This is a genomic window from Mycobacterium europaeum, assembly GCF_002102155.1.
Lineage (GTDB): Bacteria > Actinomycetota > Actinomycetes > Mycobacteriales > Mycobacteriaceae > Mycobacterium > Mycobacterium europaeum.
The window spans coordinates 40,745-65,984 of the sequence record NZ_LQOU01000065.1 but is presented as its reverse complement, the minus strand read 5'-3'; the positions used below and the strand labels follow the sequence as shown (position 1 = coordinate 65,984).

19 protein-coding genes are annotated in these 25,240 nt (G+C 69.4%); 7 read left to right on the top strand and 12 right to left on the bottom strand.

Annotated elements, in window-relative coordinates:
* The first annotated feature begins 4 nt into the window (after positions 1-4).
* On the top strand, positions 5-973 hold the full coding sequence (locus tag AWC03_RS25140; RefSeq protein WP_085243408.1) for an aldo/keto reductase: 969 nt from the start codon (positions 5-7) through the stop codon (positions 971-973).
* Here the strand turns inward: AWC03_RS25140 and AWC03_RS25135 are convergent.
* From AWC03_RS25135 to AWC03_RS25105, 7 genes are all read right to left on the bottom strand, one after another.
* The gene (locus AWC03_RS25135) at positions 970-1,737 is read right to left on the bottom strand and encodes an SDR family oxidoreductase (protein WP_085243407.1); all 768 of its coding nucleotides are present in this window, start codon (positions 1,735-1,737) and stop codon (positions 970-972) included. The two genes, AWC03_RS25140 and AWC03_RS25135, sit on opposite strands and share 4 nt — an antisense overlap.
* 91 nt (positions 1,738-1,828) lie before the next feature.
* On the bottom strand, positions 1,829-3,583 hold the full coding sequence (locus AWC03_RS25130) for a sensor domain-containing diguanylate cyclase (protein WP_085243406.1): 1,755 nt from the start codon (positions 3,581-3,583) through the stop codon (positions 1,829-1,831).
* 147 nt (positions 3,584-3,730) lie between these two features.
* On the bottom strand, positions 3,731-5,890 hold the full coding sequence (gene glgX, locus AWC03_RS25125) for a glycogen debranching protein GlgX (protein ID WP_085243405.1): 2,160 nt from the start codon (positions 5,888-5,890) through the stop codon (positions 3,731-3,733).
* A gap of 69 nt (positions 5,891-5,959) precedes the next feature.
* Positions 5,960-7,141 carry a zinc-dependent alcohol dehydrogenase gene (locus AWC03_RS25120; protein WP_085243404.1) on the bottom strand — a complete coding sequence of 394 codons (1,182 nt, stop codon included), beginning with the start codon at positions 7,139-7,141 and terminating at the stop codon, positions 5,960-5,962.
* A 53-nt stretch (positions 7,142-7,194) separates the two neighbouring features.
* Positions 7,195-7,857, bottom strand: coding sequence for a GAF and ANTAR domain-containing protein (locus tag AWC03_RS25115; protein ID WP_085243507.1), 663 nt, complete (start codon positions 7,855-7,857; stop codon positions 7,195-7,197).
* Between the two features lie 436 nt (positions 7,858-8,293).
* Complete coding sequence (locus AWC03_RS25110) at positions 8,294-8,830, bottom strand: DUF1360 domain-containing protein (protein ID WP_085243403.1); 537 nt, start codon at positions 8,828-8,830, stop codon at positions 8,294-8,296.
* A 79-nt stretch (positions 8,831-8,909) separates the two neighbouring features.
* The gene (locus AWC03_RS25105) at positions 8,910-9,293 is read right to left on the bottom strand and encodes a MerR family transcriptional regulator (protein WP_085243402.1); all 384 of its coding nucleotides are present in this window, start codon (positions 9,291-9,293) and stop codon (positions 8,910-8,912) included.
* 146 nt (positions 9,294-9,439) lie between these two features.
* Between AWC03_RS25105 and AWC03_RS25100 the strand changes: the two genes are divergently transcribed.
* Together AWC03_RS25100 and AWC03_RS25095 are read left to right on the top strand one after the other, a co-directional pair.
* The gene (locus AWC03_RS25100) at positions 9,440-9,889 is read left to right on the top strand and encodes an Hsp20/alpha crystallin family protein (protein ID WP_085243506.1); all 450 of its coding nucleotides are present in this window, start codon (positions 9,440-9,442) and stop codon (positions 9,887-9,889) included.
* 90 nt (positions 9,890-9,979) lie between these two features.
* Positions 9,980-10,660: a PAS and ANTAR domain-containing protein gene (locus AWC03_RS25095; protein WP_085243401.1), complete on the top strand. Its 681-nt coding sequence runs from the start codon at positions 9,980-9,982 to the stop codon at positions 10,658-10,660.
* Here AWC03_RS25095 and AWC03_RS25090 read toward each other — a convergent pair.
* The gene (locus AWC03_RS25090; RefSeq protein WP_085243400.1) at positions 10,655-12,031 is read right to left on the bottom strand and encodes a WS/DGAT/MGAT family O-acyltransferase; all 1,377 of its coding nucleotides are present in this window, start codon (positions 12,029-12,031) and stop codon (positions 10,655-10,657) included. The two genes, AWC03_RS25095 and AWC03_RS25090, sit on opposite strands and share 6 nt — an antisense overlap.
* Before the next feature lie 109 nt (positions 12,032-12,140).
* On the opposite strand from AWC03_RS25090, the gene AWC03_RS25085 reads away from it, so the two are divergent.
* From AWC03_RS25085 to ppsA, 4 genes are read left to right on the top strand one after another with little or no spacing between them, the layout of a single operon-like run.
* The gene (locus AWC03_RS25085) at positions 12,141-13,814 is read left to right on the top strand and encodes an NAD(P)-binding protein (RefSeq protein ID WP_249025968.1); all 1,674 of its coding nucleotides are present in this window, start codon (positions 12,141-12,143) and stop codon (positions 13,812-13,814) included.
* Positions 13,811-17,377, top strand: a complete 3,567-nt coding sequence (gene nifJ / locus AWC03_RS25080) for a pyruvate:ferredoxin (flavodoxin) oxidoreductase (protein ID WP_085243398.1) — start codon at positions 13,811-13,813, stop codon at positions 17,375-17,377. The genes AWC03_RS25085 and nifJ overlap by 4 nt, the downstream gene beginning before the upstream one ends.
* Complete coding sequence (locus tag AWC03_RS25075) at positions 17,377-18,393, top strand: dihydroorotate dehydrogenase-like protein (protein ID WP_085243397.1); 1,017 nt, start codon at positions 17,377-17,379, stop codon at positions 18,391-18,393. Before nifJ ends, AWC03_RS25075 begins: the two co-directional genes overlap by 1 nt.
* 28 nt (positions 18,394-18,421) lie before the next feature.
* Positions 18,422-20,818, top strand: coding sequence for a phosphoenolpyruvate synthase (gene ppsA, locus AWC03_RS25070; RefSeq protein WP_085243396.1), 2,397 nt, complete (start codon positions 18,422-18,424; stop codon positions 20,816-20,818).
* Between the two features lie 20 nt (positions 20,819-20,838).
* Here the strand turns inward: ppsA and AWC03_RS25065 are convergent, their stop codons facing one another.
* From AWC03_RS25065 to AWC03_RS25050, 4 genes are all read right to left on the bottom strand, one after another.
* The gene (locus AWC03_RS25065; protein WP_085243395.1) at positions 20,839-22,089 is read right to left on the bottom strand and encodes an HNH endonuclease signature motif containing protein; all 1,251 of its coding nucleotides are present in this window, start codon (positions 22,087-22,089) and stop codon (positions 20,839-20,841) included.
* Positions 22,090-22,150: 61 nt separating this feature from the next.
* On the bottom strand, positions 22,151-23,038 hold the full coding sequence (locus tag AWC03_RS25060; protein WP_085243394.1) for a beta-ketoacyl-[acyl-carrier-protein] synthase family protein: 888 nt from the start codon (positions 23,036-23,038) through the stop codon (positions 22,151-22,153).
* Complete coding sequence (locus AWC03_RS25055; RefSeq protein ID WP_085243505.1) at positions 23,022-24,137, bottom strand: 3-oxoacyl-ACP synthase III family protein; 1,116 nt, start codon at positions 24,135-24,137, stop codon at positions 23,022-23,024. Before AWC03_RS25055 ends, AWC03_RS25060 begins: the two co-directional genes overlap by 17 nt.
* Positions 24,138-24,174: 37 nt before the next feature.
* On the bottom strand, positions 24,175-25,173 hold the full coding sequence (locus AWC03_RS25050; RefSeq protein WP_085243393.1) for an Acg family FMN-binding oxidoreductase: 999 nt from the start codon (positions 25,171-25,173) through the stop codon (positions 24,175-24,177).
* Between the last annotated feature and the right edge of the window lie 67 nt (positions 25,174-25,240).

Genomic DNA, 25,240 nt, shown 5'->3' with positions numbered 1-25,240 from the left:
GCGCATGAAGTATCTCGACGTCGAGGGAGTGGGCCGGGTCAGCCGGATCGGCCTGGGCACCTGGCAGTTCGGGTCCAGGGAATGGGGCTACGGCGAGGGCTACGCCTCGGGCGCCGCGCGTGACATCGTGCGCCGCGCCCTGGCGCTGGGGGTGACGCTGTTCGACACCGCCGAGGTGTACGGGCTGGGCAAGAGCGAGCGGATCCTCGGTGCGGCGCTGGGCGACCAGCGCGCCGACGTCGCGGTGGCCAGCAAGATCATGCCCGTCGCGCCGTTCCCCGCGGTGGTCAAGCAGCGCGAAGGCGCCAGCGCGCGGCGGCTGGGCCTGGACCGCATCCCGCTCTACCAGATTCACCAGTCCAATCCGCTGGTGCCCGACACCGTGATCATGCCGGGCATGCGCGACCTGCTCGACAGCGGCAAGATCGGCGCGGTCGGCGTCTCCAACTACTCCCTGCAGCGCTGGCGCAAGGCCGACGCGGCGCTCGGCCGGCCGGTCGTCAGCAATCAGGTCCACTTCTCCCTGGCCCACGCCGGGCCGCTGGAGGACCTGGTGCCCTTCGCCGAGCGGGAGAACCGCATCGTGATCGCCTACAGCCCGCTCGAGCAGGGGCTGCTGGGCGGCAAGTACGGCCTGGACAACCGCCCCGGTGGGGTCCGGGCGCTGAACTCGTTGTTCGGCACGGAGAACCTGCGCCGCGTCGAGCCGCTGCTGCAGACGCTGCGCGACGTGGCGACCACCGTCGGCGCCAAACCGGCCCAGGTGGCGCTGGCATGGCTGATCAGTTATCCGGGGGTGGTCGCCATCCCCGGCGCGTCCAGCGTCGAGCAGCTCGAATTCAACGTCGCCGCCGCCGACATCGAACTGCCGCCGGACGCCCGCGAGGCGCTCACCGGCGCGGCCCGCGCCTTCCGCCCGGTGTCGGCCGGGCGGTTCCTGACCGACCTGGTCCGCGAGAAGCTGGGCCGCTAGGACTGCGCGGAATCCGCGAACGCCGCGGGGCTGGCGGGCGCGCCCCTGGCCACCACCACCGGCATCGACGTCGCGGGGTTGGTCCGCAGGATGGTGTGCACCACGTCGATGAGGTCCTCGACCGGCATCAGCTTGCCGGGCATGCAGCCGCGGGAGGCCCACAGCGGCACGGCCTTCATCGCGAGGTCCATGTCCCAGCCGATGTTCATTCCCGTCGCCGCGTCCCCCTCGCCGCCCGGGCATTCGCCGACGATCAGGGTGGTGAAGCCGATGTCGGGGTGTTCGGCGCGCCAGGCGTCGACCATCCGCTCGAGCGCCGCCTTGCTGACGCCGTACGCGCCCAGGCCCGGCCACGGCGGCCCGAACGTGCCGGCGTCGGAGGACAGGTAGACCGCCTTGCCCGCGGAGACCGTCAGGTGGGGCACCGCGGCGGCGGTCACCAGCGCCGCGCCGACGACGTTGGTGTCGAAGATGCGCCGCCAGGTGGCGGCGTCGGTGTCGACCATGCGAACCAGTGGCCCGACGGCGGGGGTGTAGACGATGTTGTCGATACCGCCCAGGGCGTCGGCGGCGGCGGCGATCGCCGCCCGGCACGACGCCTCGTCGGTGACGTCGCATTCGATGGCGATCGCGCCCGGGCCGGCGTCCTTGGCCGCCGCCTCGATGCGTTCGCGGCGCCGGGCCAACAGGGCGACCTGGTCGCCGCGCTGGGCGAGACCGACGCCGATGCAGCGACCGAGTCCACTCGAGGCGCCCACCACCACTGTCCTTGACATATTTGCCCTCTCTTGTAACGAGCTGCCGTCGGCAAGAACCTACCGGATATCGCCCGTCAGGTGGTGAGGGTTGGGCTGCTCAACTCGCGACGACGGTGTTGCGCTCCCCGAACTTGGCCTGGTACATGGCCGCATCCGCCCGGGCCGTGACCGTGTCGACGGAGTCACCCGGGAGGGCGAGGGTGGCGCCGATGCTCAGCGTCGCGGACAACGTCCTGCCGGAGACGTGGATGGGTTCGGCGGCGCGGCAGCGAATCTTCTCGGCGATCTGGGTGAGCTCGTCGATGCTGCGAACGCCGGGCAACAGGACGAGCATTTCGTCGCCCCCCGTCCGGCCGACGGTGTCCCCCCGGCGCACGCTGCCCCGGACCCGTGCGGCCAGTGTTGCGAGCACGAAGTCGCCGATGCCGTGTCCGCACGTGTCGTTGATTTCCTTGAAACGGTCGACGTCGCAGAACAAGACGCCGACAAACGTTCCCACCGGCTGCGGGTCCTCGAGCGCGAAGGCGAGCCGGTCGATCGCCTCGGCCCGGTTCACCAGGCCGGTCAGCGTGTCGAACCGGGCCAGCCGTTCGAGTCGCTGCTCGGCCTGGACCTGATCGTCGACGATGCGCAGCGCCGCGATCAGTCCGTCGGTCCTGCCGTCGGCGTCGACGTACGGTTTTCCGTGGCCCTCGAACCAGTGGTAATCGCCGCCGGCGGAGCGGATCCGGAACCGTTGCAGGACCGATTCGCCGGCGGCGACCTTCCCCAGCGCGGCGATGACCGTGTCGAGGTCGTGCGGGTGGATGTGGCGATACAGGTCCGAGCCGGTCCAGTCCTGGGGTGGCCGGCCCAACGTGGCCTGCACGGACGGCGAGACCCACGCAATCTCGCCGTCGCGCAGGTGCACGACGATGTCGACCGCGTTGTCCGCGAGGATGCGATAGCGCATCTCGGCGTCGGCGCGTTCCTTGCTGACCAGCTCCTTCTCGATCAGCAGTTTCTGCTCACGCTGGATGAAGTAGAACGTGATCGCCCCGACGACGGCGGTGCCCAGCAGTATCGAAAAGGTCCAGTCCGCGTGCTCGCCCAGCCGAAGCCGCAGGAAGAAGGGCCGCGACAGAGCGACGACGACCGGAAGCGCGGCGAGCAGGACCGCCAACCGCAGCAGCGTCTTCTTGTCGGGTCGGGCGAGCAGCCAGGCGACCGGTGACCGGTCGGGGCGTGCCAGCGTCGTAGCGGCGGCCAGCAGCAGCAACGCCACGGCCGTCATGAGCGCCTGGCCGGTCGAAGGCGAGAAACCCACCAACGCCAAAGCGCCGAACAGGTAGGCCCCGACGGTGATGAACGGGATGGCCCCCCCGGCCACCATGCACGCGGGCCAGACCACGCGGGTCCCCCGATCCACGCGGATCAGCGCCGTGGCGGCCGCCAGGGGCAGGACCGACGACGCCGTCTGCGCACTGGGACGGCCCGGCCACGTCGGTTGCGACGTGCGCACCGCCTCGGAGAACCACACCAGGTCCAGGCCGGTCGACGGCCCACCGGCGGCGAACTCCACGAGGGTGATGGCCGCGAGGGCGCCTACCGCCAGGGCGAAGCCCCGCCCGGCCCACACCCGCCCGCGCGACGGGCGACCCGACTGGAGCAGGATCGCCGCAGCCAGCCCTAGCAGCCACAACGCGGTCCACGGCATCATCTGCGGCCAGGCCGGATCGATCCGGGTCAGCCAGTCGATACCGGCCGCCCAGCCCACAAACGTCGTAACGGCAAGGGCGAAGACCACCAGCAAGGCGATCCGCCTGCACCAGGCCACGTCGTTCAGGCACGAGTCGGGGCTCGTACTCTCCATCGGCTGCCCCTTTTCTCCATCGTGGCGGCGCAACCGACAGTGTGCGCGAACGGGCAACCGTTGGCCGAGGGCACAAGGTAACCAATCCCTGGGCGAAGGTCACCGAGGGCGCTCGATCGCCGCGGCGCGACGCGACGCGGGTGAGGGTCAGCCCGCATCGGGGGCCTGCAACACCACGGCGGTGTGCGCGTCCACGGTGAGCGTGCCGCCCCCGGGCACCTCCTCCGCGGGCGTTTCCTCCTCGGGGCCGGTGAACACCACGAGCTGCCATGCGGCACCGAATTCCTTTGCCGGCAAAGTAAATTCAATCGGCTCGTAGTGGGCGTTGAAGCACAGCAGGAAGGAGTCATCGAGCACCCGCTGCCCGCGCGGGTCCCGGTCGGGGATGCCGTGCCCGTTGAGGAACACCGCGACGGACTTCGCGAATCCCGCGCCCCAGTCCTCCTCGGTCATCTCGGTTCCCTCCGGGGTGAACCAGGCGATGTCGGGCAGGCCGTCCTGGCCACCAATGCCTCTGCGGCCCAGCGGCTTGCCGGAGAAGAACCGCCGCCTGCGAAAGACCGGATGGTTGGCGCGCAGCGCCGACACCATGCGGGTGAATTCCAGCAAACCGTTGTCCGCTTTTGCCCAGTCGATCCAGGTGAGTTCGTTGTCCTGGCAGTAGCCGTTGTTGTTGCCGTGCTGCGTGCGGCCGAGCTCGTCGCCGTGGCAGATCATCGGCACACCCTGCGACAGCAGCAGCGTGGTCAGGAAGTTGCGCTGCTGGCGGGCGCGCAGCGCGTTGACGTCCGGGTCGTCCGTCGGCCCCTCGGCGCCGCAGTTCCACGACCGGTTGTGGCTCTCGCCGTCGTTGTTGCCCTCGCCGTTGGCCTCGTTGTGTTTCTCGTTGTAGCACACCAGGTCACGAAGCGTGAAGCCGTCGTGGGCGATGACGAAGTTGATCGAGGCCACCGGCCGGCGCGCGGTGTGTTCGTAGAGGTCGGCGGAACCGGACAGCCGGTAGGCGAACTCGTCGAGCGTGGACGGCTCGCCGCGCCAGAAGTCGCGGACGGCATCGCGGTACTTGCCGTTCCATTCGGTCCATTGCGGCGGGAAATTGCCGACCTGGTAGCCGCCCGGCCCGACGTCCCACGGCTCGGCGATGAGCTTGACCTGGCTGATCGTCGGATCCTGTTGCACCAGCTCGAAGAACGTCGCCAGGCGGTCCACGTCGTAGAATTCGCGGGCCAGCGTTGCGGCCAGGTCGAACCGGAAGCCGTCGACGTGCATCTCGAGAACCCAGTAGCGCAGCGAGTCCATGATCAGCTGCAGCGCGTGCGGGTGCCCGACGTTGAGGCTGTTGCCGGTGCCGGTGTAGTCCATGTAGTAGCGCTTGTCGTCGTCGGCCAGGCGGTAGTAGGCGGCGTTGTCGATGCCCCGCATCGACAGCGTCGGACCCATGTGGTTGCCCTCGGCCGTGTGGTTGTAGACGACGTCCAGGATGACCTCGATGCCGGCCTCGTGCAGCGCGCGCACCATCGCCTTGAACTCCTGCACCTGCCCACCCGCGGACGTGGCGCTGGAGTACTTGAAGTCGGGAGCGAAGAACCCGATCGTGTTGTAGCCCCAGTAATTCGAGAGGCCCTTGTCCACCAGGGTGGAGTCGTTGGCGAAGTGGTGCACCGGCATCAGCTCGATGGCGGTGACGCCGAGGTTCTTGAGGTGGTCGATGATCACCGGGTGCGCCACGGCCGAATAGGTGCCGCGCAGCTGTTCGGGGATGTCCGGGTGGGTCTGCGTCAGGCCCTTGACATGTGCCTCGTAGATGACGGTGTCGGCGTACTGGTGGTCCGGCGGCCGATCGTTGCCCCAGTCGAAGTAGGGGTTGATCACCACCGATTTGGGCATGAAGGCGGCCGAGTCGTCGTCGTTGCGGCTGTCCGGGTCGCCGAAGTTGTAGCTGAACAGGGCCTGGTTCCACTCGAAGCTGCCGTCGATGGCCTTCGAGTACGGGTCCACCAGCAGCTTGTTCGGGTTGCACCGCAAACCGTTCTGCGGGTCGTACGGGCCGTGGACTCGGTAGCCGTAGCGCTGGCCGGGCTCGATGTTGGGAATGTAGGCGTGCCAGACGAATCCGTCGACCTCGGGCAGCGTGACCCGGCTCTCGGTGCCGTCGGCGTCGAACAGGCACAACTCCACGCGTTCGGCCACCTCGCTGAACACGGCGAAATTTGTGCCCGCGCCGTCGTAGGTCGCGCCCAGCGGGTAGGCCCGGCCCGGCCACACCTCTCCGGTGGGCGTGGGGGCGGGTGTTTCTGCGGAGGTCATGGCGAAATCAATACCCTACCGGCGCCACCCCCAAACGGATGGCCGGACGGCCTTGTGGCACAGCGGTTTTCAGGGTCTTAACATGACCTTAACCGCACCATCCTGCTTCTTCTGGAAGATCTCGTAGGCGTGCGGTGCCGCGTCGAGGGGCAGCACGTGGGAGGCGAAGGTGTCGACGCCGAGGGGGTCGTCGTCGGTGAGCAGCGGCATGATGTCGTCCACCCACCTCTTCACGTTCGCCTGGCCCATCCGCAGCGTCACCTGCTTGTCGAACAGGGTGAGCATCGGCAGCGGGTCCGCCATCCCGCCGTACACCCCGATCAGCGATATCGTGCCACCGCGGCGCACGATGTCGATCGCGGAATACAGCGCGCTGAGCCGGTCCACCCCGGCGGTCTGCATGAGCCGCTTGGCGAAGACGTCGGGCAACATGCCGGTGGCCTGCTGGGCCAGCCGGGCCGCGGGGGAACCGTGCGCTTCCATGCCGACCGCGTCGATCACCGAGTCGGAGCCCCGCCCGTCGGTCAGCTCCCGGATCGCATCGCCCAGCGAGCAATCCAGCCGCCCCAGATCGATGGTGTGGATGCCGCGTTGCGCGGCTCGCCCCAGGCGTTCGGCCACCAGGTCGACGGCGAACACCCGGTAGCCCAGGTGTTGCGCGATGCGCGCGGCCATGTCGCCGATGGGCCCCAGGCCGAGCACGGTCACCGTGCCGCCGTCCGGGATGTCGGCGTAGGCCACCGCCTGCCACGCGGTCGGCAGCACGTCGGACAGATAGACGAAGCGCGAATCCGGCGGCCCCACAGGAACTTTGATGTGGGTGAACTGTGCCTGAGGGACGCGCAGCAGCTCGGCTTGACCGCCGGGGATCTCGCCGTAGAGCTCCGAATAGCCGAACAACGCGGCGCCCATGCCCTGCTCGCGCACCTGGGTCGTCTCGCATTGGGTGTAGAGCTGGTGGTCGCACATGTAGCAACTGCCGCAAGAGATTTGGAAGGGGATGACGACGCGGTCGCCAACGCGCAGGTCGCCCGTTTCGCCGCCGACCTCGCGCACGATACCCATGGGTTCGTGCCCCAGGATGTCACCGGGCTTCATGAAGGCCCCGAGAATCTCGTACAGATGCAGGTCGGATCCGCAGATGTTGGTCGATGTGACTTCGATGACGGCGTCGGTCGGCTTCTCGATCTTCGGGTCGGGCACCGACTCCACCCGCACGTCGCGCTTGCCGTGCCACGTGACAGCTTTCATGTGGATGGCACATACCCCGCTGGGCACGTGCGAAACGCCGGCCGGCGGGGCCGTTAGCGACGGCGCTTGAGTGGATGCTCGCTGTCGATGAGCCCTCGGGCGATGTCGATGAGCCTGGTGTTGGACTGTTGCGAGAGGCGGGTGAGCAATTCGAACGCCTCGACGGCGTCGAGATTGAAGCGCTCCATGATGATTCCCTTGGCCTGACCGATCATGTCCCGGGAGGCCAGGGCGCTGCGGAACTGATCCTGGCGGCGCAACATCGACCACGCCAACGCGATGTGCGCGGCGTAGACGGCACCGAGCTCCACCGCGTCGTCGGGGAACGCGTGCGGGGATTCGGCATAGAAGTTGAGCGCGGCCATGCTGCCGCTATCGACGAACAACTCAAACGACAGGATGGATCGGATGGGGGTCTGCTCCAGCACGTACCGCCGGTACCGCGGCCACCGCCCCTCTGCGCCGAGGTCCTCGACGTGCATCACGTGGTGCCGCCAGGCCGCCTCCACGCACGGCCCCTCACCGTACTGATTCTGGATCTCGTCCAACACTATCGGGTATTGGTGCGTGGCGGCCACGTTGGTGACGGACTTGCTGCGCTCGGCGAGGGTGATCCCCGCGTACTGCGAGCCCGCCACGTGCAGAACGCCATTGCCGATGAGTTCGTTCAGCCCCGCCACGGTGTCGGTCTCCCGGCGGTCGAGGTTCGACACCATCTCGGCGAGCTGGGCGACGACCACCGCACACCCGTTTTGCACAGCATCCCCCTTCGAAGCTCTGCCACCCTGGGCGGGACATCAGGCACACTTCGGCTTCAGGCACACTTATTCTCGAGAGCCACGCCTCGCAGTTCGATCGTTGAAAATGTGAATTTGGTGTGTCAACCCCACCCAGCGAAGTCTATAAGCCAATAAGCGAAACGTAACCTCCCGGAGCCGAGCGCTCCGCTCGGCTCCGCTGCCACCAGTGCATACACGCAATGCCCTGGCAATAAACACTTTTCGCGTCCACCGCGGCGGTTCGCCCGTCGACGCCGTCGGCCCCGCGCCCCGGCAGCGGCCGTCCTGCACTCGGATTGGTGGCTTCCATAGTGATCGTGGGCAGCGGCTTCAAGCGAGGGCATCGCGATGCCGAAGACCGGTTGAGCGGCGCTCAGCCTTCGGCCGACTGCTGGGCCATCGCGTAGGCCAGCTGCAGGAAGTCGGCGCCGGCCAGCACCGTGAAGACGCCCGCGACCAGGCGGGTGAACCGCGGCGCGAACACCAGGCCGATGGCGAAGCCGGTCGCCACCCACATGTCCAGGCAGAACGGGCAGGTCAGCAGCTCGCCCAGGCTGTGCCGCAGCTGGCTCTCGTTCCTGACCTCCTCGTGCACCTCCGCCGGGCCGCCGGTGCCCGCGTAGCGGGTGAACGGCGCGCGCAGCGGGCTCGTCACCGCATCCTTGGTCAGCGTCCGCGAGAGCTTGTGGGTGCCCAGGGTGACGGTGACCAGGTCCTGGATTCGCCAGCGGTCCGGCAGCGTGCGCCCGCTGAGCAGCGCGGCCGCGGTCGCGGCGGCCACCACGGCGCTGTAGATCACCAGCACCGCCACGTAGCCGCCCAGCGGCCGGGGCGCCTCGCCACGATATGCGTCCGCTTCGCGCCGTGCGCCTTCGACCACCTGGGCCTTGGCCTCCGCCACCTCTGCCATTGCATCTCCTTCAACTCAGGGGCACAGCAGGCTGGATACCCGTTGGCGGTGAGCGCAATCGGGCGACCGTGGGCGGCGGTCAGGCGTCCTGATCGCCGGACCCGCTGGCCGCGTCGGCGAACTTCGCGGTTCTGGCGGCCTTGCGCAGGGTCCGGTTGGTGGAGCGCAGGTCGGTGTTGGCCGCCGAGAGCGACGCGTTGTGGTCCTCGAGGTCGAGGATGCGGGCGACCCCGGCCAGGTTGACGCCGGCGTCGATGAGCTCGCTGATGCGCTTGAGCCGGGCCAGGTCGTCGGCGCTGTAGCGCCTCGTGCCGCCATCGCTGCGCGCCGGCGTGACCAGTCCATGACGTTCGTACAGGCGCAACGACTGCACCGCGATGCCCGAAAGCTCGGCGGCCACCGAGATGCCGTACACGCCGTGATCGGGCGCCGGGGCGCCGGAATCGCCGCGTTGGTCGGTCATCACGCGTCTCCTCGAAGCTAGCTGGCTCAGAAAATCTATTTATCACACTTGCGCGACTGTGTCGACGGTGCTATACAAAATCTATGTCATTCGACATAGGTATTTGCCAGACCACAGCCTAGATTGGAGTGAGAGAGGTGACCACCATGCTGATGCGTAGCGACCCCTTCCGTGACCTCGACCGCTTTACCCAGCAGGCGTTCGGCACGGCCGCCCGGCCGGCGGTGATGCCGATGGACGCCTGGCGCCAGGGCGAGGAGTTCGTCGTCGAGTTCGACCTGCCGGGCATCAACGCCGACTCGCTGGACATCGACATCGAGCGCAATGTGGTGACCGTGCGCGCCGAGCGGCCCGGCCTGAACCCCGACCGCGAAATGCTCGCCACCGAGCGGCCGCGCGGCGTGTTCAGCCGGCAACTGGTGCTGGGTGAGAACCTCGATACCGACAAGATCGAGGCGTCCTACCGCGAAGGTGTTCTGCGCCTGCGCATTCCGGTAGCCGAGAAGGCCAAGCCGCGCAAGATCACCATCGAGCGCAGTGGCGCGCAGACCGCCATCGACGAGAACACCTCGCAGCGCGAGGTCATCAACGCCTGATCGCCGGCGGGCAGGGCGGCGGCGCGGGCCGGTGCCAACCGCACGGTGCCGCCGCCCGGCTCCCGGGCAGCACATTCGACGGGGTGCGAAATGAAGTGGGAACTCGACGGGCAAACGGCCGACGTCGAACTGGCCTTGGCCGGCGGTGCCGCGCAGCCGGCCGGCTGGTTTCGCTTCTACTTCACCGACCAGCGCTGGGAGTGGTCGGAACAGGTGCAACGCATGCACGGGTATGAGCCCGGCAGCGTCACGCCCACCACCGACCTGGTGCTCTCCCACAAGCATCCGGACGACCGCGGGCAGGTCGCGGCCACCATCGATCAGATCGTGAGCACCCGACAGGCATTCAGCACCCGCCATCGGATCGTCGACACCGCCGGGAACGTGCGCCACGTCGTCGTGGTAGGCGACCGGCTCTTCGACGATGACGGCGACGTGGTCGGAACGCATGGTTTCTACATCGACGTCACCGGGGCCCCGGGGCAGGCGAACGAAGAGCTCGTGAGCGAGAAGCTGGCCGAGATCAGCGAGAACCGGGCGGGCATCGAACAGGCCAAGGGCATGCTGATGCTCGTCTACGGCATCAGCGCCGGCGCGGCCTTCGAGTTACTCAAATGGCTTTCCCAGGAGGCGAATATCAAGCTGCGGCCGCTCGCCGAGCAGATCGCCGAGGATTTCCGCAGTGCCCGTCTGAGTCTGGGCGCCCAACCGGAGTTCGACCACTTACTGCTGACCGCGCACCAGCGCGTCACCCAAGCCGACGGGTCATGACGACTTGCGCCGCCGGGCGCGGGCGGCCACCACGAGCCGCGCGATGCCGTCCTCGATGCCGGCGGCGAGCGTGTCGATGTCGGGCGCGGTGTCGTAGTCGGCGGTGATGCCGAAGACGAAGGTGTCGGCGTAGCTGAGCATCGCGACGCCGGTGCGCACCTGAAGGGCGATCGGCGGAATCGGCAGCAGCTCCAGCACCCGACGACCCATCAGCCGCTGCCGGGTCCGCGGACCGGGAACGTTGGTGGCCAACGCGACCACCGCCCGCTGGGGCAGCCGGGAGAGCAACCGAATCGCCCACGCGGACAGCGCGAACGGGCTGCGTTGGGCCGCCACCACCACCGCGCTGCCACCCTCGCTCTGGCCGCTCGCCTTGGCACGGGCAAGCCGGTCGTGCACGAGCTTGAGCTGCCGCACCGGATCCGGCTCGTCGACCGGCAGCAACGGCAGCATCGCCGAGACCCGGTTACCCGCGACATTGAAGTGGTCGACCGCGCGCACCGAGACGGGAACGAGGGTGCGCAGCGAATCCGGGCCGGGCCGCTCGCCGCGCGCCAGCAAGACGGCCCGATAGCTGTGCGTGATCGCGGCCAGCGCAACGTCGTTCAGCGTGACGTCGAATGCCCGGGCCACCTTGTTCATGTCGGCCAACCGGGCGCGTGCGGCGCTGTACCGCCGCATCGTGGTGACCGACCCGTGCAGCGACGATTCCGGGGCGGGACGCAGTAGGCCGGCCGCCAGCTCGGCCACCCCGATCGCCGCGTGTTCGGCCGCGGCCACCGCGCCGAAGGTGCTCCGAGCGATTCCGCCGGCCCAGCTCAAGGGGTTGAGGCTCACCTTCGGGGCCGCCGCAGGCGCGGGCTTTCTCGCGGCGCCGACGTTGGCGGCGAAGGTGTCCCCGTGGCCGTCGTCGCTGAACTTCGCCAACAGCTGGGTGGTCGCGATGCCGTCGGCGATGCAGTGGTGGATCTTGGTCAGCACCGCCCACCGGCCCTTGCTCAGCCCCTCGATGATCCAGCATTCCCACAGCGGGCGCTCGCGATCGAGCCGGCGCTCCATCAGCGTGGCGACCATGTCGAACAGCTCCCGCTCGCCGCCGGGGTGCGGCAGCGCGACCCGGTGCAGGTGACGCGCGAGGTCGAAGTGGGGGTCGTCCACCCATTCGGGCGGCCGCAGGTCGAGCGGGTGGGTCCGCAGGACCTGCCGGCAGCGCGGGATGGTCTCGACGCGTTTGGCAAACGACGCGGCAAACTCCTCGTACGTCGGGGCCGGTCCCTCCACGATCGACACCCCGCCCACCGCCAGGCTGACGTGCGGGTCGGAATCCTCGACCTCGAGGAAACCGGCATCGAGCGCGGTCAATCGCTCCATGGTCGCTACTTTCCGCGCCGCAACGGCCCGCTGGCAGGGCCGTAAGTCCTCAACTACTGAGGCCAAACGGCGGCTGCGGCGGGGCGCCCCCGGCCATATCGTAAGGGGGGTGCAGGGACAGCAATTGAGCAGCGAGGCAGATGCTTTCGCCGCCGCGTCCCGCACCGACCTGACCGCACTGCCCGACCTCGTGCACGGGCGGCCGCGCGCGGGCCCGGTCCGCGAACGCCGCCCGATCTACGTCGATCTGCTGCCGCCGTGCAACGCCGGTTGCCCCGCCGGCGAGAACATCCAGGCGTGGCTCGCCCACGCCCGGAGCGGACGCTTCGAGCAAGCCTGGCGGCAGCTGACCGCCGACAACCCCTTCGCCGCGATCCACGGCCGCGTCTGCTACCACCCCTGCGAATCCGTCTGTAACCGGGCGCATCTGGACTCCTCGGTGTCGATCCACGCGGTGGAACGGTTCCTCGGCGACACCGCCCGCGCGCAGGGATGGCGGTTCGACCACCCGCCGCAGACGACGGGCAAGCGGGTGCTGGTGGTCGGCGCCGGCCCCAGCGGCCTGTCGGCCGCCTATCACCTCGCGCGGCTCGGCCACCTGGTGGAGGTCCGTGACACCGGCGCGCAGCCGGGCGGGATGATGCGCTACGGCATCCCGAAATACCGGCTGCCCCGCGACGTGCTGGACGCCGAGATCGACCGCATCGCCGCGCTGGGCGTGGAGTTCACGTGCGGGCACCGGGTGGAGGACCTCGCCGCCGAACGCGACGCCGGGGGTTTCGACGCGGTGTTCGTCGCCGTCGGTGCCCACCTCGCCAAGCGCGTGGACATCCCGGCCGCCGATGCCGCTTCGATGCTGGACGCGGTCTCCTTCCTGCGCGCCGTCGCCGTCGGCGAAACACCCGAACTCGGCCGCCGCGTCGCCGTGTACGGCGGCGGCGACACCGCGGTGGACGCCGCGCGCGTCGCGCGCCGACTCGGCGCCGAGGACGCCGTCATCATCTACCGCCGCACGGCGGCCCAGATGCCCGCGCACTCCCACGAAGTGCAGGAGGCCGAGCGCGAGGGCGTGCGGATCCACTGGCTGCGCACGATCACCGCCTTCGACGGCCCCGAACTCCAGGTGGAGCTCATGCGACTCGACGAATCCGGATGTCCGGTGCCGAGCGGGCAATTCGAGACGCTGGCGGCCGACACCGTGATCATGGCGCTGGGGCAGGAAACCGAGTCGGCGTTCATGCGCAGCCTGCCCGGTGTGGAGTTCGACGACGACGGTTCCGTGCGCGTGTCGTCGTCGCTGATGACCGGCTGCCCGGGGGTGTTCGCCGGCGGCGACATGGTGCCCTGCGAGCGCACCGTGACGGTCGCCGTCGGGCACGGCAAGAAGGCGGCCCGTCACATCGACGCGTGGCTGCGCGGCGTCGACGGGGAGCGCGCCCCCAAAAATCCGACCGCGGAGTTCGGCCTGCTGCACCCGTGGTACTTCGGCGACGCCTCCCGGCGCACCGAGCCCGAACTTCCCGCCACGCAACGCATTAGCGGGTTCGATGAGGTGGTCGGTGGCCTGTCGGCGCAGGCAGCGACGTTCGAGGCCGGCCGGTGCCTATCGTGCGGCAACTGCTTCGAGTGCGACGGCTGCCTGGGCGCCTGCCCGGAGGACGCGGTGATCAAGCTGGGGCCGGGTCACCGCTACCGCTTCGACTACGACCGCTGCACCGGTTGCGCCACCTGCTACGAGCAGTGCCCGGTGCACGCCATCGAGATGATCCCGGAGCCCCGGTGACGCGCGCCACGATCGACGGCAACGAGGCGGCGGCGTCGGTCGCCTACCGCCTCAACGAGGTGTGCTGCATCTACCCGATCACCCCGTCCTCGCCGATGGCGGAGCTGGCCGACGACTGGTCGAGCCGGCACCGGCCCAACATCTGGGGCACCGTGCCCACGGTGGTGGAGATGCAGAGCGAGGGCGGGGCCGCCGGAGCGCTGCACGGCGCCCTGCAAGGCGGCGCGCTGGCCACGACGTTCACGTCGTCGCAGGGCCTGTTGCTGATGATCCCGAACATGTACAAGATCGCCGGCGAGCTGACCTCCGCGGCGATCCACGTTGCGGCCAGATCAATTGCCGCGCAAGGTCTTTCGATTTTCGGCGACCATCAGGACGTGATGGCCGCGCGCCAGACCGGCTTCGCGCTGCTGTCGTCGGCCTCGGTGCAGGAGGCCCACGACCTGGCCCTGGTCGCGCAGGCGGCGACGCTGCGCACCCGAATCCCGTTCATGCACTTCTTCGATGGCTTCCGCACCTCGCACGAGCTGAACACCATCGAGCTACTCGACGACGACGACCTGCGGGCCCTGGTTCCCGAGGAGCTGGTGCTGGCGCACCGGGAGCGCGCCCTGTCCCCGGAGCGGCCGTTCATCCGCGGCACCGCCCAGAATCCCGACACCTACTTCCAGGCGCGCGAGACCGTCAACCCGTTCTACGCCCGGGTGCCCGAGGTGGTCGATGACCTGATGGCCGAGCTGGGCCGTCGCACCGGGCGGCCGATGCGCATCGTCGAGTACACCGGGCACCCGCAGGCCGAACGGGTGGTCGTGCTGATGGGATCCGGCGCCGAGACCGCCGCCGCGACGGTGGCGGCCCTCACCGAGCGCGGCGAGCGGGTCGGGGTGCTGCGGCTGCGGCTGTACCGGCCGTTCCCGGTGCGGGCGCTGCTGGCCGCCCTGCCGCCAGCCGTCCGCGCGGTCGGCGTGCTCGACCGGACCAAGGAACCCGGCTCGCACGGCGAGCCGCTGTATCTGGACGTCGTCGCCGCCCTCGCCGAGGCGTATGTGAGCGGCGAACGGTCGGCCCTGCCGATGGTGTGCGGCGGGCGCTACGGGCTGTCGTCGAAGGAATTCACCCCGGCCATGGTCGCCGGCGTGTTCGCCGAACTGGCCCGCGACCGGCCCCGGCCCCGCTTCACCGTGGGCATCGACGACGACGTCAGCCGGACGAGCATCGACTACGACCCGGCCTTCGACATCGAGCCGGCCGACACGGTGCGCGCGGTGTTCTTCGGCATCGGCTCCGACGGCACCGTCGGCGCCAACAAGAACACGATCAAGATCCTCGGCGGCGAGGACGACCTCTACGCCCAGGGCTACTTCGTCTACGACTCGAAAAAATCCGGCTCGCAGACCGTTTCGCACCTGCGGTTCGGGCCCGAGCCGATTCGCGCGCCCTACCTGGTGCAGCGGGCCTCCTTCGTCGGCTGCCACCACGAGCGGTTCCTGCACAAGCTCGACGTGCTGGGTGGCGCCGCCGAGAACGCCGCGCTGTTGGTCAACACGAGACGTCCGCCCGAGAAGGTGTGGGACGCCCTGCCGGGCAGCGTGCAGCGCCAGATCCTCGACAAGCGCATCCGGCTGTACGTCGTCGACGCCAGCGGCATCGCCCGCGAGGTGGGGCTCGCCGGACGGATCAACATCGTCCTGCAGACCTGTTTCTTCGCCATCTCCGGTGTGCTGCCGCTGGAACAGGCGCTCGCCCGGATCAAGGACAGCGCGGCCAAGACGTACGCCGGGCAGGGTGCCGACGTGGTGGCCCGCGAGGCCGAGGCCGCCGACCGCGCCCTGCAACGGCTGCACCAGGTCGACGTCCCGGACACCGCGACGTCGGCCGTCGCGCTCGAACCGCCGGTCGGACCCGACGCCCCCGAATTCGTGCGGGCGGTGACCGGCGAGATGATCGCCGGCCGCGGCGACGCACTGCCCGTCAGCGCCCTGCCGATCGACGGCACCTACCCCAGCGGCACCGCCGCCTACGAGAAACGCAACATCTCCGACCTCGTCGCCGTCTGGGACCCCGACACCTGCATCCAGTGCGGCAACTGCTCGTTCGTGTGCCCGCACAGCGTCATTCGCACCAAGTTCTACGACCAGGAACACCTCGAGGACGCGCCCGCGACGTTCCCCTCGGCACCGCTCGACGCAGTTGGCCTGCCCAACGCCCGCTACACCCTGCAGGTCTACGTCGAGGACTGCACCGGATGCGACCTGTGCGTCCAGGCCTGCCCCGCCGTGGTGCCCGGCACGCCGGTGACCAAGGCGATCAACCTGGCGCCGCGCGAACCGCTGGTCGCCCCCGAACGCGAGAACATCGCGTTCTTCGAGACGCTGCCGGTGGCCGACCGCTCGAGGGTCGATTTCGGCACCGTCCGCGGCACGCAGTTCCTGCAGCCCCTGTTCGAATTCCCCGGCGCGTGCGCCGGTTGCGGGGAAACGCCCTACCTCAAACTGCTGTCGCAGCTTTTCGGGGATCGGTTGGTGATCGCCAATGCCACCGGCTGCTCGTCGATCTACGGCGGCAACCTGCCCACCACGCCCTGGACGGCCAACGCCGAGGGGCGCGGGCCCGCCTGGTCGAACTCGTTGTTCGAGGACAACGCCGAATTCGGCCTCGGGCTGCGGCTGGCCGCCGACACCCATCTCCGCCAGGCCCGCCGGCGGCTGACCGAACTGCGTGACGCGCTGGGCCCCGACCTCGTCGACGCCGCCCTGGCCGCCCCGCAGCGCCGCGAATCCGAACTGGACGAGCAGCGCCGCCGCGTCGCCGAGCTGCGCGGCCGGCTCGACCGGCTGCAGGTCGGCGACGAATTGCAAAGCGTAATCGAGCATCTGGTGCGCCGCAGCGTGTGGATCGTCGGCGGGGACGGGTGGGCCTACGACATCGGCGCCGGCGGACTGGACCACGTGCTCGCCAGCGGACACAACGTCAACGTGCTGGTGCTCGACACCGAGGTGTATTCGAACACCGGCGGACAGATGTCGAAGAGCACACCGCTGGGGGCGGTGGCCAAGTTCGCCGCCGGCGGCAAGACCGTGCCGCGCAAAGATTTGGCGCTACAGGCAATTTCGTACGGCAACGTGTATGTCGCGCGCGTCGCCATGGGCGCCGACCCGCAACAGACGCTGCTGGCCTTCCGCGAGGCCGAGGCCTACGACGGGCCGTCGCTGATCATCGCCTACAGCCACTGCATCGCGCACGGCTTCGAGATGCGTCACGGGTTGGACCAGCAATACCGCGCGGTGGCCAGCGGACACTGGCCGTTGATCCGCTACGACCCCGTGCTGCGTGCGACCGACCGGCCGCCGTTCCTGCTGGACTCCCACCGGCCGCACGTCGCGCTTGCCGACTACCGCAACCGCGAGCTGCGCTACCGCAGCCTGGCCAATTCCGATCCCGACGAGGCCGACCGGCTGCTCGCGCTTGCGCAGGAGTCGGTCGACCAGCGGTGGGAGATGTACGAGGACATGGCTTCTCGGGCGCCCCACGAGTTCCCGTCCGACGCGCGCCGGGAGGGCTGATGGACCTATCCACGCGCTACCTCGGCCTGAGCCTGCACAACCCGCTGGTGGCCGGGGCGTCCCCGCTCAGCCATACCGTCGACGGCGTGCGCCGGCTCGCCGACGCCGGGGTCGGTGCGGTGGTGCTCTACTCGCTGTTCGAGGAGCAGCTGCGGCGCGAGGCGGCGCACAACGAGCGAATGGCGTTGCAGGGCAGCGAAAGCTACGCCGAGTCGCTGAGCTACTTCCCCGCCAACGTCGAATCGTCAGGCAACGGCGGCCCCGAGCGCTACCTGCGCCAGCTCGAGCGCGCGGTCGCCGCGGTCGACGTTCCCGTGATCGGCAGCCTCAACGCGTCCACGCCCGGCGACTGGGCGCACTACGCCCGCCGCATGCAGGACGCCGGCTCGGCGGCGATCGAGCTGAACATCTACTACCTGCCCGGCGACGCCGGCGTGGACGGCCGCGCGGTGGAGCAGCGCCACCTCGACGTGCTGGCCGAGGTCAAAAGCGCGGCCGGCATCCCGGTCGCAGTCAAACTCAGCCCGTACTTCAGCGCGACCGCCGACATGGCGCACCGGCTGGACGCGGCGGGCGCCGACGGCCTGGTGCTGTTCAACCGGTTCCTGCAGCCCGACATCGACCCCGAGACGCTCACCGCGGTGCGCACCGTGACGCTGTCGACGGCGGCCGAAACGCGCGTGCCGCTGACCTGGATCGCGTTGCTGAGCGGCCGGATTCGCGCCTCGCTGGCCGCCAGCACCGGGGTGGAGTTCGCCGGCGACGTGGTCAAGTACCTGCTGGCCGGGGCGGATGTCGTGCAGTCAGCATCAGCACTGCTGCGCCACGGTCCCGAGTACGCGGACGTGCTGCTGCGAGGGCTGTCGGAGTGGATGGCCCGCAAGGGTTTTCAGTCCCTCGCCGAGGTGCGCGGGCTGCTGGCCGCGCCCGATACCGAGCACTCCGGGCTCCGCGAACGCGCGGATTACGTCTGGGCGGTCCGCAAGGCCAACAACGGTATCTACGAAGCATATTGACGCGGTAACTACAGGGAGGAAAGAGACGATGAGCGACTTGACCTACATTCGCTTCTTCGAGGAGGTCGGCATCAGCGACGTCCCGCTGGTCGGCGGAAAGAACGCCTCGCTCGGCGAGATGTTCCAGAAGCTGTCCGGGCAGGGCATCCGGGTGCCGCACGGGTTCGCGACGACCGCCGCGGCCTACAAGCACGTCCTGGACAGCGCCGGGGCGTGGGACGCGCTACACGCCGAGCTCGACGATCTGGACCCGGGCGACGTGGCCGCGCTGGCGCGCAAAGGTAAACGCGCCCGCGAGATCGTCTACGGCGCAGGCCTTCCCGACGACCTGGCCGCCGAGATCGTGGCCGCCTACCGGATGCTGCAGGACGAGTACGGCGAGGATGTCAGCCTGGCGGTTCGGAGCTCGGCCACCGCGGAGGACCTGCCGACGGCGAGCTTCGCCGGCCAGCAGGAGACCTTCCTCAACGTCACGGGGGCCGAGAGCCTGCTCGACGCGTGCCGCCGCTGTTTTGCCAGCCTGTTCACCGACCGGGCCATCCACTATCGCATCGACCAGGGCTTCGACCACTTCAAGGTCGCGCTGTCGATCGGCGTGATGAAGATGGTGCGCTCCGACCTCGCCTCGTCGGGCGTCATGTTCACCATCGACACCGAGTCGGGCTTCAACGACGTCGTGTTCATCACCGGCGCCTACGGGCTCGGCGAGAACGTGGTGCAGGGCGCCGTCGACCCCGACGAGTTCTACGTCCACAAGCCGACATACCTGGCCGGCCACCGCGCCGTGCTGCGCCGCCTGGTCGGCGACAAGGCCGTGAAGATGGTCTTCGTCGCGGGCGGAACGAAGCACACCACCCGCAACATCCCCACGCCCAAGGCCGACCGCGCCCACTTCTGCATCACCGATGAGGACGTCCTCGAATTGGCCGGCTACGCCTGCACCATCGAGCGGCACTACGGGCGGCCGATGGACATCGAATGGGCCAAAGACGGTCTCGACGGGAAGCTCTACATCGTCCAGGCCCGCCCCGAGACGGCGGCCTCCCAGCGCAGCCTGACGACGGTGGAGAGTTACGTCCTGGAAGGCAAAGGCGAGGTACTCGCCGAGGGCCGGTCGGTCGGCGAGAAGGTGGCTACCGGCGTGGCGAAACGGATAGAGCACCTCGATCAACTGTCGGAGTTCCAACCCGGCCAGGTTCTGATCGCCGACATCACCACGCCGGACTGGGAACCGGTCATGAAGACGGCGGCCGCCGTCGTCACCAACCGGGGCGGGCGCACCTGCCACGCGGCGATCATCGCGCGCGAACTCGGCATCCCGGCCGTGGTGGGGGCGGGCGACGCCACCGCGAGCGTGCCGGACGGCGAGGTCGTCACGGTGTCCTGCGTGGAGGGCGACACGGGGCGCGTCTACCGCGGCGAGGTCGGCTTCCACGTCGACCGCACGGAAGTGGCCGACCTGGCGCGGCCCCGCACCGAGATCATGATCAACCTCGGCAACCCCGACCTCGCGTTCAAGACGTCGTTCCTGCCCAGTGACGGTGTCGGGCTTGCCCGGATGGAGTTCATCGTCAGCGAATACATCAAGGTTCACCCGCTGGCCCTGCTGCATCCCGACAAGGTCCACGACCCCGAGGCCCGCCGGACCATCGCCCGACTCACCCAGGGCTATGCCGACGGCGGCGAGTTCTTCGTCCAACGGCTCTCCGAGGGGATCGGCACCATCGCGGCCGCCTTCTGGCCCAAGCCCGTGGTGGTGCGGATGTCGGACTTCAAGACGAACGAATACGCCAGCCTGCTCGGCGGGACCGCCTTCGAGCCCGTCGAGAGCAACCCGATGATCGGGTTCCGCGGCGCCTCGCGCTATGCGCACCCGGCCTACGCCGAGGGATTCGCGCTGGAGTGCCGGGCGATGAAGCGGGTGCGCGAACAGATGGGGCTGACCAACGTCGTGCTGATGTTGCCGTTCGTGCGCCGGGTGGCCGAGGCGGACCTGGTCCTGGCGGAGATGGCCAAACACGGTCTGCACCGCGGGGAGGACGGGCTCAAGGTGTACGCGATGTGCGAGATCCCCAACAACGTCATCCTCATCGACGAGTTCGCCAAGCGCTTCGACGGGTTCTCCATCGGATCCAACGACCTCACCCAGCTGACGCTCGGCGTCGACCGGGACAGCGAGATCGTGGCCTTCGACTACGACGAACGCGACGAGGGCGTCAAGGAGATGATCCGCCTGGCCGTGGAGGGCTGCCGCCGCAACGGGATTCACTCCGGGTTGTGCGGTCAGGCGCCGTCGGACTACCCCGACATGGCCGAGTTCCTGGTTCGCTGCGGCATCGACTCGATCAGCCTGAACCCCGACGTGGTGGTCAAGACCACCCGCCGCATCGTCGACCTGGAGCAGCAGGTGGCAGCTGCCCGCTGAATCGACCGGCTGCCAGGGGGCTAATTGGTTGTCGGTGGTGGTTGGGGCCGGAAGGGTTCGTACCACCACCAGTCGGCGCGCTCGCCGGTGGGCCCCGGGCACGGCGCGACAGCCGGTGGGGGCCCAGTGGGTGGGTGCGCCAGCGATCCGGGGCTCAGTGCGCGGCCGGCGCTATCGGTGATGACGAGAGCGTCTGGGGTCCCGGTGATGGTGATGACGCCGCGGTGGTGCAGCCGGTGGTGATACGGGCAGAGCAGCACCAGGTTGGCCAGCTCGGTGGGGCCGCCGTCTTCCCAGTGCCGGATGTGGTGGGCGTGCAGACCGCGGGTGGCGCCACAGCCGGGAACCGCGCACATGGGTTGGCGATACTCCAGCGCGCGGCGAAGCCGCCGGTTGATGGTGCGGGTGGTACGGCCCGCGCCGATGGGCTCGCCGTGCCGTTCGAACCAGACCTCACATGTGGCATCACAGGTCAGGTAGCGGCGTTCGGCGTCGGACAGCAGCGGACCCAGGTGCAGCGCGGCGGCGCGCTGCTCAACGTCGAGGTGCACCACCACCGTGGTGTGCTGCCCGTGCGGCCGCCGTGCCGCCTCGGCGTCCCACCCCGCCTCGACCAAACGCAGAAACGCCTCGGCGGTGCTAGGCAACGGGGGCCGCCGATCTGAACCGCCATCGCCCTCGCCGTGATCGCGCTTCCACTCGGCGATCAACGCCTCACGATGCGAGGCCAGCGCCGCGTCGAACTTGGCGGCGTCCCGGCGGGGAAGTGCGATCCGGTAGCAGCTGCCGGCCTCAGTACGGGTCGTGGTGATCGAGCACTCAGGCTCGGGCCGAGGGTCGGGGCCGGGTCCCGGTTCCAGCTTGACCGCGGTGCGCAGCTGGTTGACCGTGGCCACCTGCGCCAGCTGCGCATAGTGCTCATCGGATCCCGCGCCGGCGCGCGCGGCGATGACCCCGACCCGATCCAGCGACAGCCGCCCCTCCCGCAAGCCCTTCGCGCAGCGCGGAAACTCCTCCAGCCGCCGCGCCACGGTGCTGATCGTATGCGCGTTGCCCGACGAGCAGCCCAGCTTCCAGGCCACCAGAGCCGGCACCGATCGTGCGCCCGTGAGCCCGCACAACTCGTCGCGATCGATCTCGGCGACGATCTCCACGATGCGCCCATCAAGCGCGTTGCGCTGACCGGCCAACTCCGCCAACTCCTCGAACAACACCTCAAGACGCTCGCCAGGACTCACCGCCACGGCGCCAACAGATGCGGTCGAAGACATAACGCCATCCTCGCAGCCGGGTACGACAAGTGCGCTGCGACGACCGCTCGCGGGCGCGATCTCAGCCGTGCGGTGGCTGTCGATAGAGGGCGGCGCCGGCGACGACGTCGGCCCCGGCCGCGACGAACAGGACCCGCGCGCCCGCCGGCAACCGCTCGGCCCGCTGCCCGAACGCGGCGGCCAGGGCGGCGGTGTGCATGCGTTCGTCGTCGGCGACGCTGATCGCCTCGACCGGCACGCCCAGCCGGGCACCCAGCGCGGTGCGGTATCCGGCCCGGGCGGGGGCGGCGACGATCGCGTCGACGTCGGACAGCCGCACCGACTGCTCCTCCAGGCACGCCGCCACCGCGCGCCCGGCCGCCGCGGCGAACCGCTCGTCGATCGCCGCCGACTGACAGAAGCGCAGGACGTTGCGGGAGTCGGCGAAACCGACCGTGGCGCTGAATGTTTCGTCGCCGGCTTCACTCGGTTCGTTCACCCAGGAGACGCGGCTGAGGCCGTAGTCGTCGTCGGACCAGCCGCACAGCATCGCCGCGCCGGCGGCCGAGAACGGGAAGTGCTCGCTCATCCCGTGCCCGGGGTCGGCGTCGCTGGCGACCACCAGGGCGCGCCGGATGGCGCGGCCGCGCATGAACCCGTCGACTATCTGCAGCGCCGTCAGCAGCCCGCACGTGCCGTTGGCGATGTCGAAGGAGAAGGTGCCGTGGGCGCCGGCGTGTGGGTCCTCCGGGTTGGCGCCGATATCGTCCTGGATCAGCGCGGCGAGCGCCGGCTCACCGAGGTTGCGGTCGCGGTAGATGCCGGCGTTGACGACCAGGTCGAGCTCCGAGGCGTCGCATCCGGCCCGCTTCAGGCAGTCCTTGGCGGCGACGACGGCCAGGTGCAACGCGCTGTGGCGCCCCCGCAGCCGCGGGTGCAAGACGTCGATCCGATCAATCACCGTGCCCATAGCGGCTCACCACATCCTCGTCCAGGGTCAACAAGACCACACCGATCTCCAGTCCCGAGGCCAACGCCAGCAACGCGATTCGCTCCCCGGGCTTGATGCGGCCGGCTTCGAGTTCCTCGACGAGGGCCACCGTGTGGGTCGTCGAGGCCGTGTTGCCGTAGCGGTCGACGGTGATCACCGCGTCGTGGCGCGGGCTGTCGCCGAACACCTCCGACATCCGGGCCATTCCCTTGCGGATGGCGCGCGCCGAGGTCTGGTGGGTGATGACGTGGTCGATGTCGTGGATCGAAAGATCCACGGTGTCAAGCACTTCACTCAACAGCAGCGGGGTGTTGGCGATCGCGGCCTTCTGGATGGCGCGGGAGTTGGTGAACATCCGCGCGCCCGGGTCGTGCCCCTGCGGATACGCCAGGCAGAGCCGGCTGTAGTCGGCGACGGTGGTGAAGCCCGCCAGGGCGATGCCGGCCGAACCGGCCGGCGCCCGCTCCAGCAGCAGCGCCGCGCCGGCATCGCCCAGCGTCAAAGAGGCCAGCTCCTTGCTCATGATGTTGCGGATGTGCCGGGCAGCGTTGTTACCGAGCTGCGAGATGTACTCGCCGCTGACGACGAGCCCGCGCTCGACGACGCCCTGGCGGATCCAGTTGTTCAAAATCGTCACGCCCGTAAGCATTCCGGCGCACGCGTTGGACACATCGAACGTCATCGCATTCACCGCCCCGATCCCGCGCGCCACGGCGCTGCTCATGGTCGGCTCGAGCCACTGGGTCAGCCCGTCGCGGAACTTGGTGATGCTGCAGCTGATCACCACGTCCAGCGCCGCCGGATCCTGCTGCGCGGTGGCCAGGCAGTTCAGCGCCGCCGAGCTGGCCAGGGTGTAGGAATCCTCATCGCCCACCGACACCCGGCGTTCGCGGATCCCGGTCAGCCGTTCCAGGTCGATGTGGGTGCGGTGGCGGGTGGACGCCATAAGCTCGTCGGTCGTCAGGTGGGTTCCGGGCAGATGCCGGCCCGCGGCCGCGACCCGCGCGACGAAGGGCGCTGCACCGCCCGTCCCGGTTGTTTCCCCGGTTGTTTCCATCACCAGCCAGTGCCGAGTCATCGATGGCACCTCCTTGGCATCGTCCTTGGCATGTCGGTCACCCACGCATCTCGAGGACTTCGGTCACCGGACGCCGGGCGGTGGGTTTCGCGTGCGGGTCCTTGGCCGGTGACCGGCCGACCCGGATCAGCAGCTGCGGCTGGCCGGAGCCGCCGGTGATCTGCCTGATGATGTCGCGGCTCTGCGACATCTCCGTCATGTGGGTCAGCGTGCAGGTGGCCATGCCGGCCAAAGTGCATTCGAGCAGCACCGCCGACAGCGCCTCACCGCAGCGCAGCACTTCGGCCGGCGCATCATCGTGAGGGGTGGACAGGACCACGATCTTGGAGTGGTCCGCCTCGATCGCGGCGCGGCGACGGCCCCCACCGGCCGGCGGGAACGCGCGGGCGATGTCGACGCGCGCGGCCTCGGAACTCGACAGCAGGGCGCTTTCGGGCACATGGTCGGCGTTCGCCTCGAAGGGCGATGTCCACCAACGCAATTCGGTGAGGTAGGACGTATCGCTTCGGCGCAGCTGCTCGGTGAGCCGCGACGCCTCGGCCAGCCTCGGCCGTTCGTCGTCGTCGACCACGTCCAGCGACACGCCGTACGGGGTTACCGCGCGGCTCAGGGCCGAATGCAGCGTGGGCCACGCGGTCGGTGCGGCCAGGGGCAGCCGGTCGGTGCGGCGGCGAAGGATCGCGTCGGCCCGCAGCCGGCACTGCGCCGTCACGTTCTGCACGGGCAGAAAGCCCACACTCGCGAGGTGATCCGGTCTGCCCTCGGTGGGAAAACGTTCGGTGACGCTTTCCCAGCCCGCGGCGGCCATGGCGACCCGCAGGTGGTCGAGGACGGCGCCGCAGCTCAGGATCAGTTCCCGGCCGGTGTGGTCGGTGGAGTGCATCGCGTGGCGCGGGTCGGCCCACAGGTGCAGCCTCGTGCCGTCGGCTAACCACCGCCAGGGCTGGCTGTTGTGCAGCGAAGGCGCGCGGCACGCGAGCGTCACCGCGTCCCGGATGACCTGCTCGGTCGGCACTTTCGCGTCCATCTCCACCATTTCGTCGACTTCGGTGAGGCAAACTGTATGCCCGTGCGGCGGGTGCGGGCAGGGCCGTTGGTCCCCG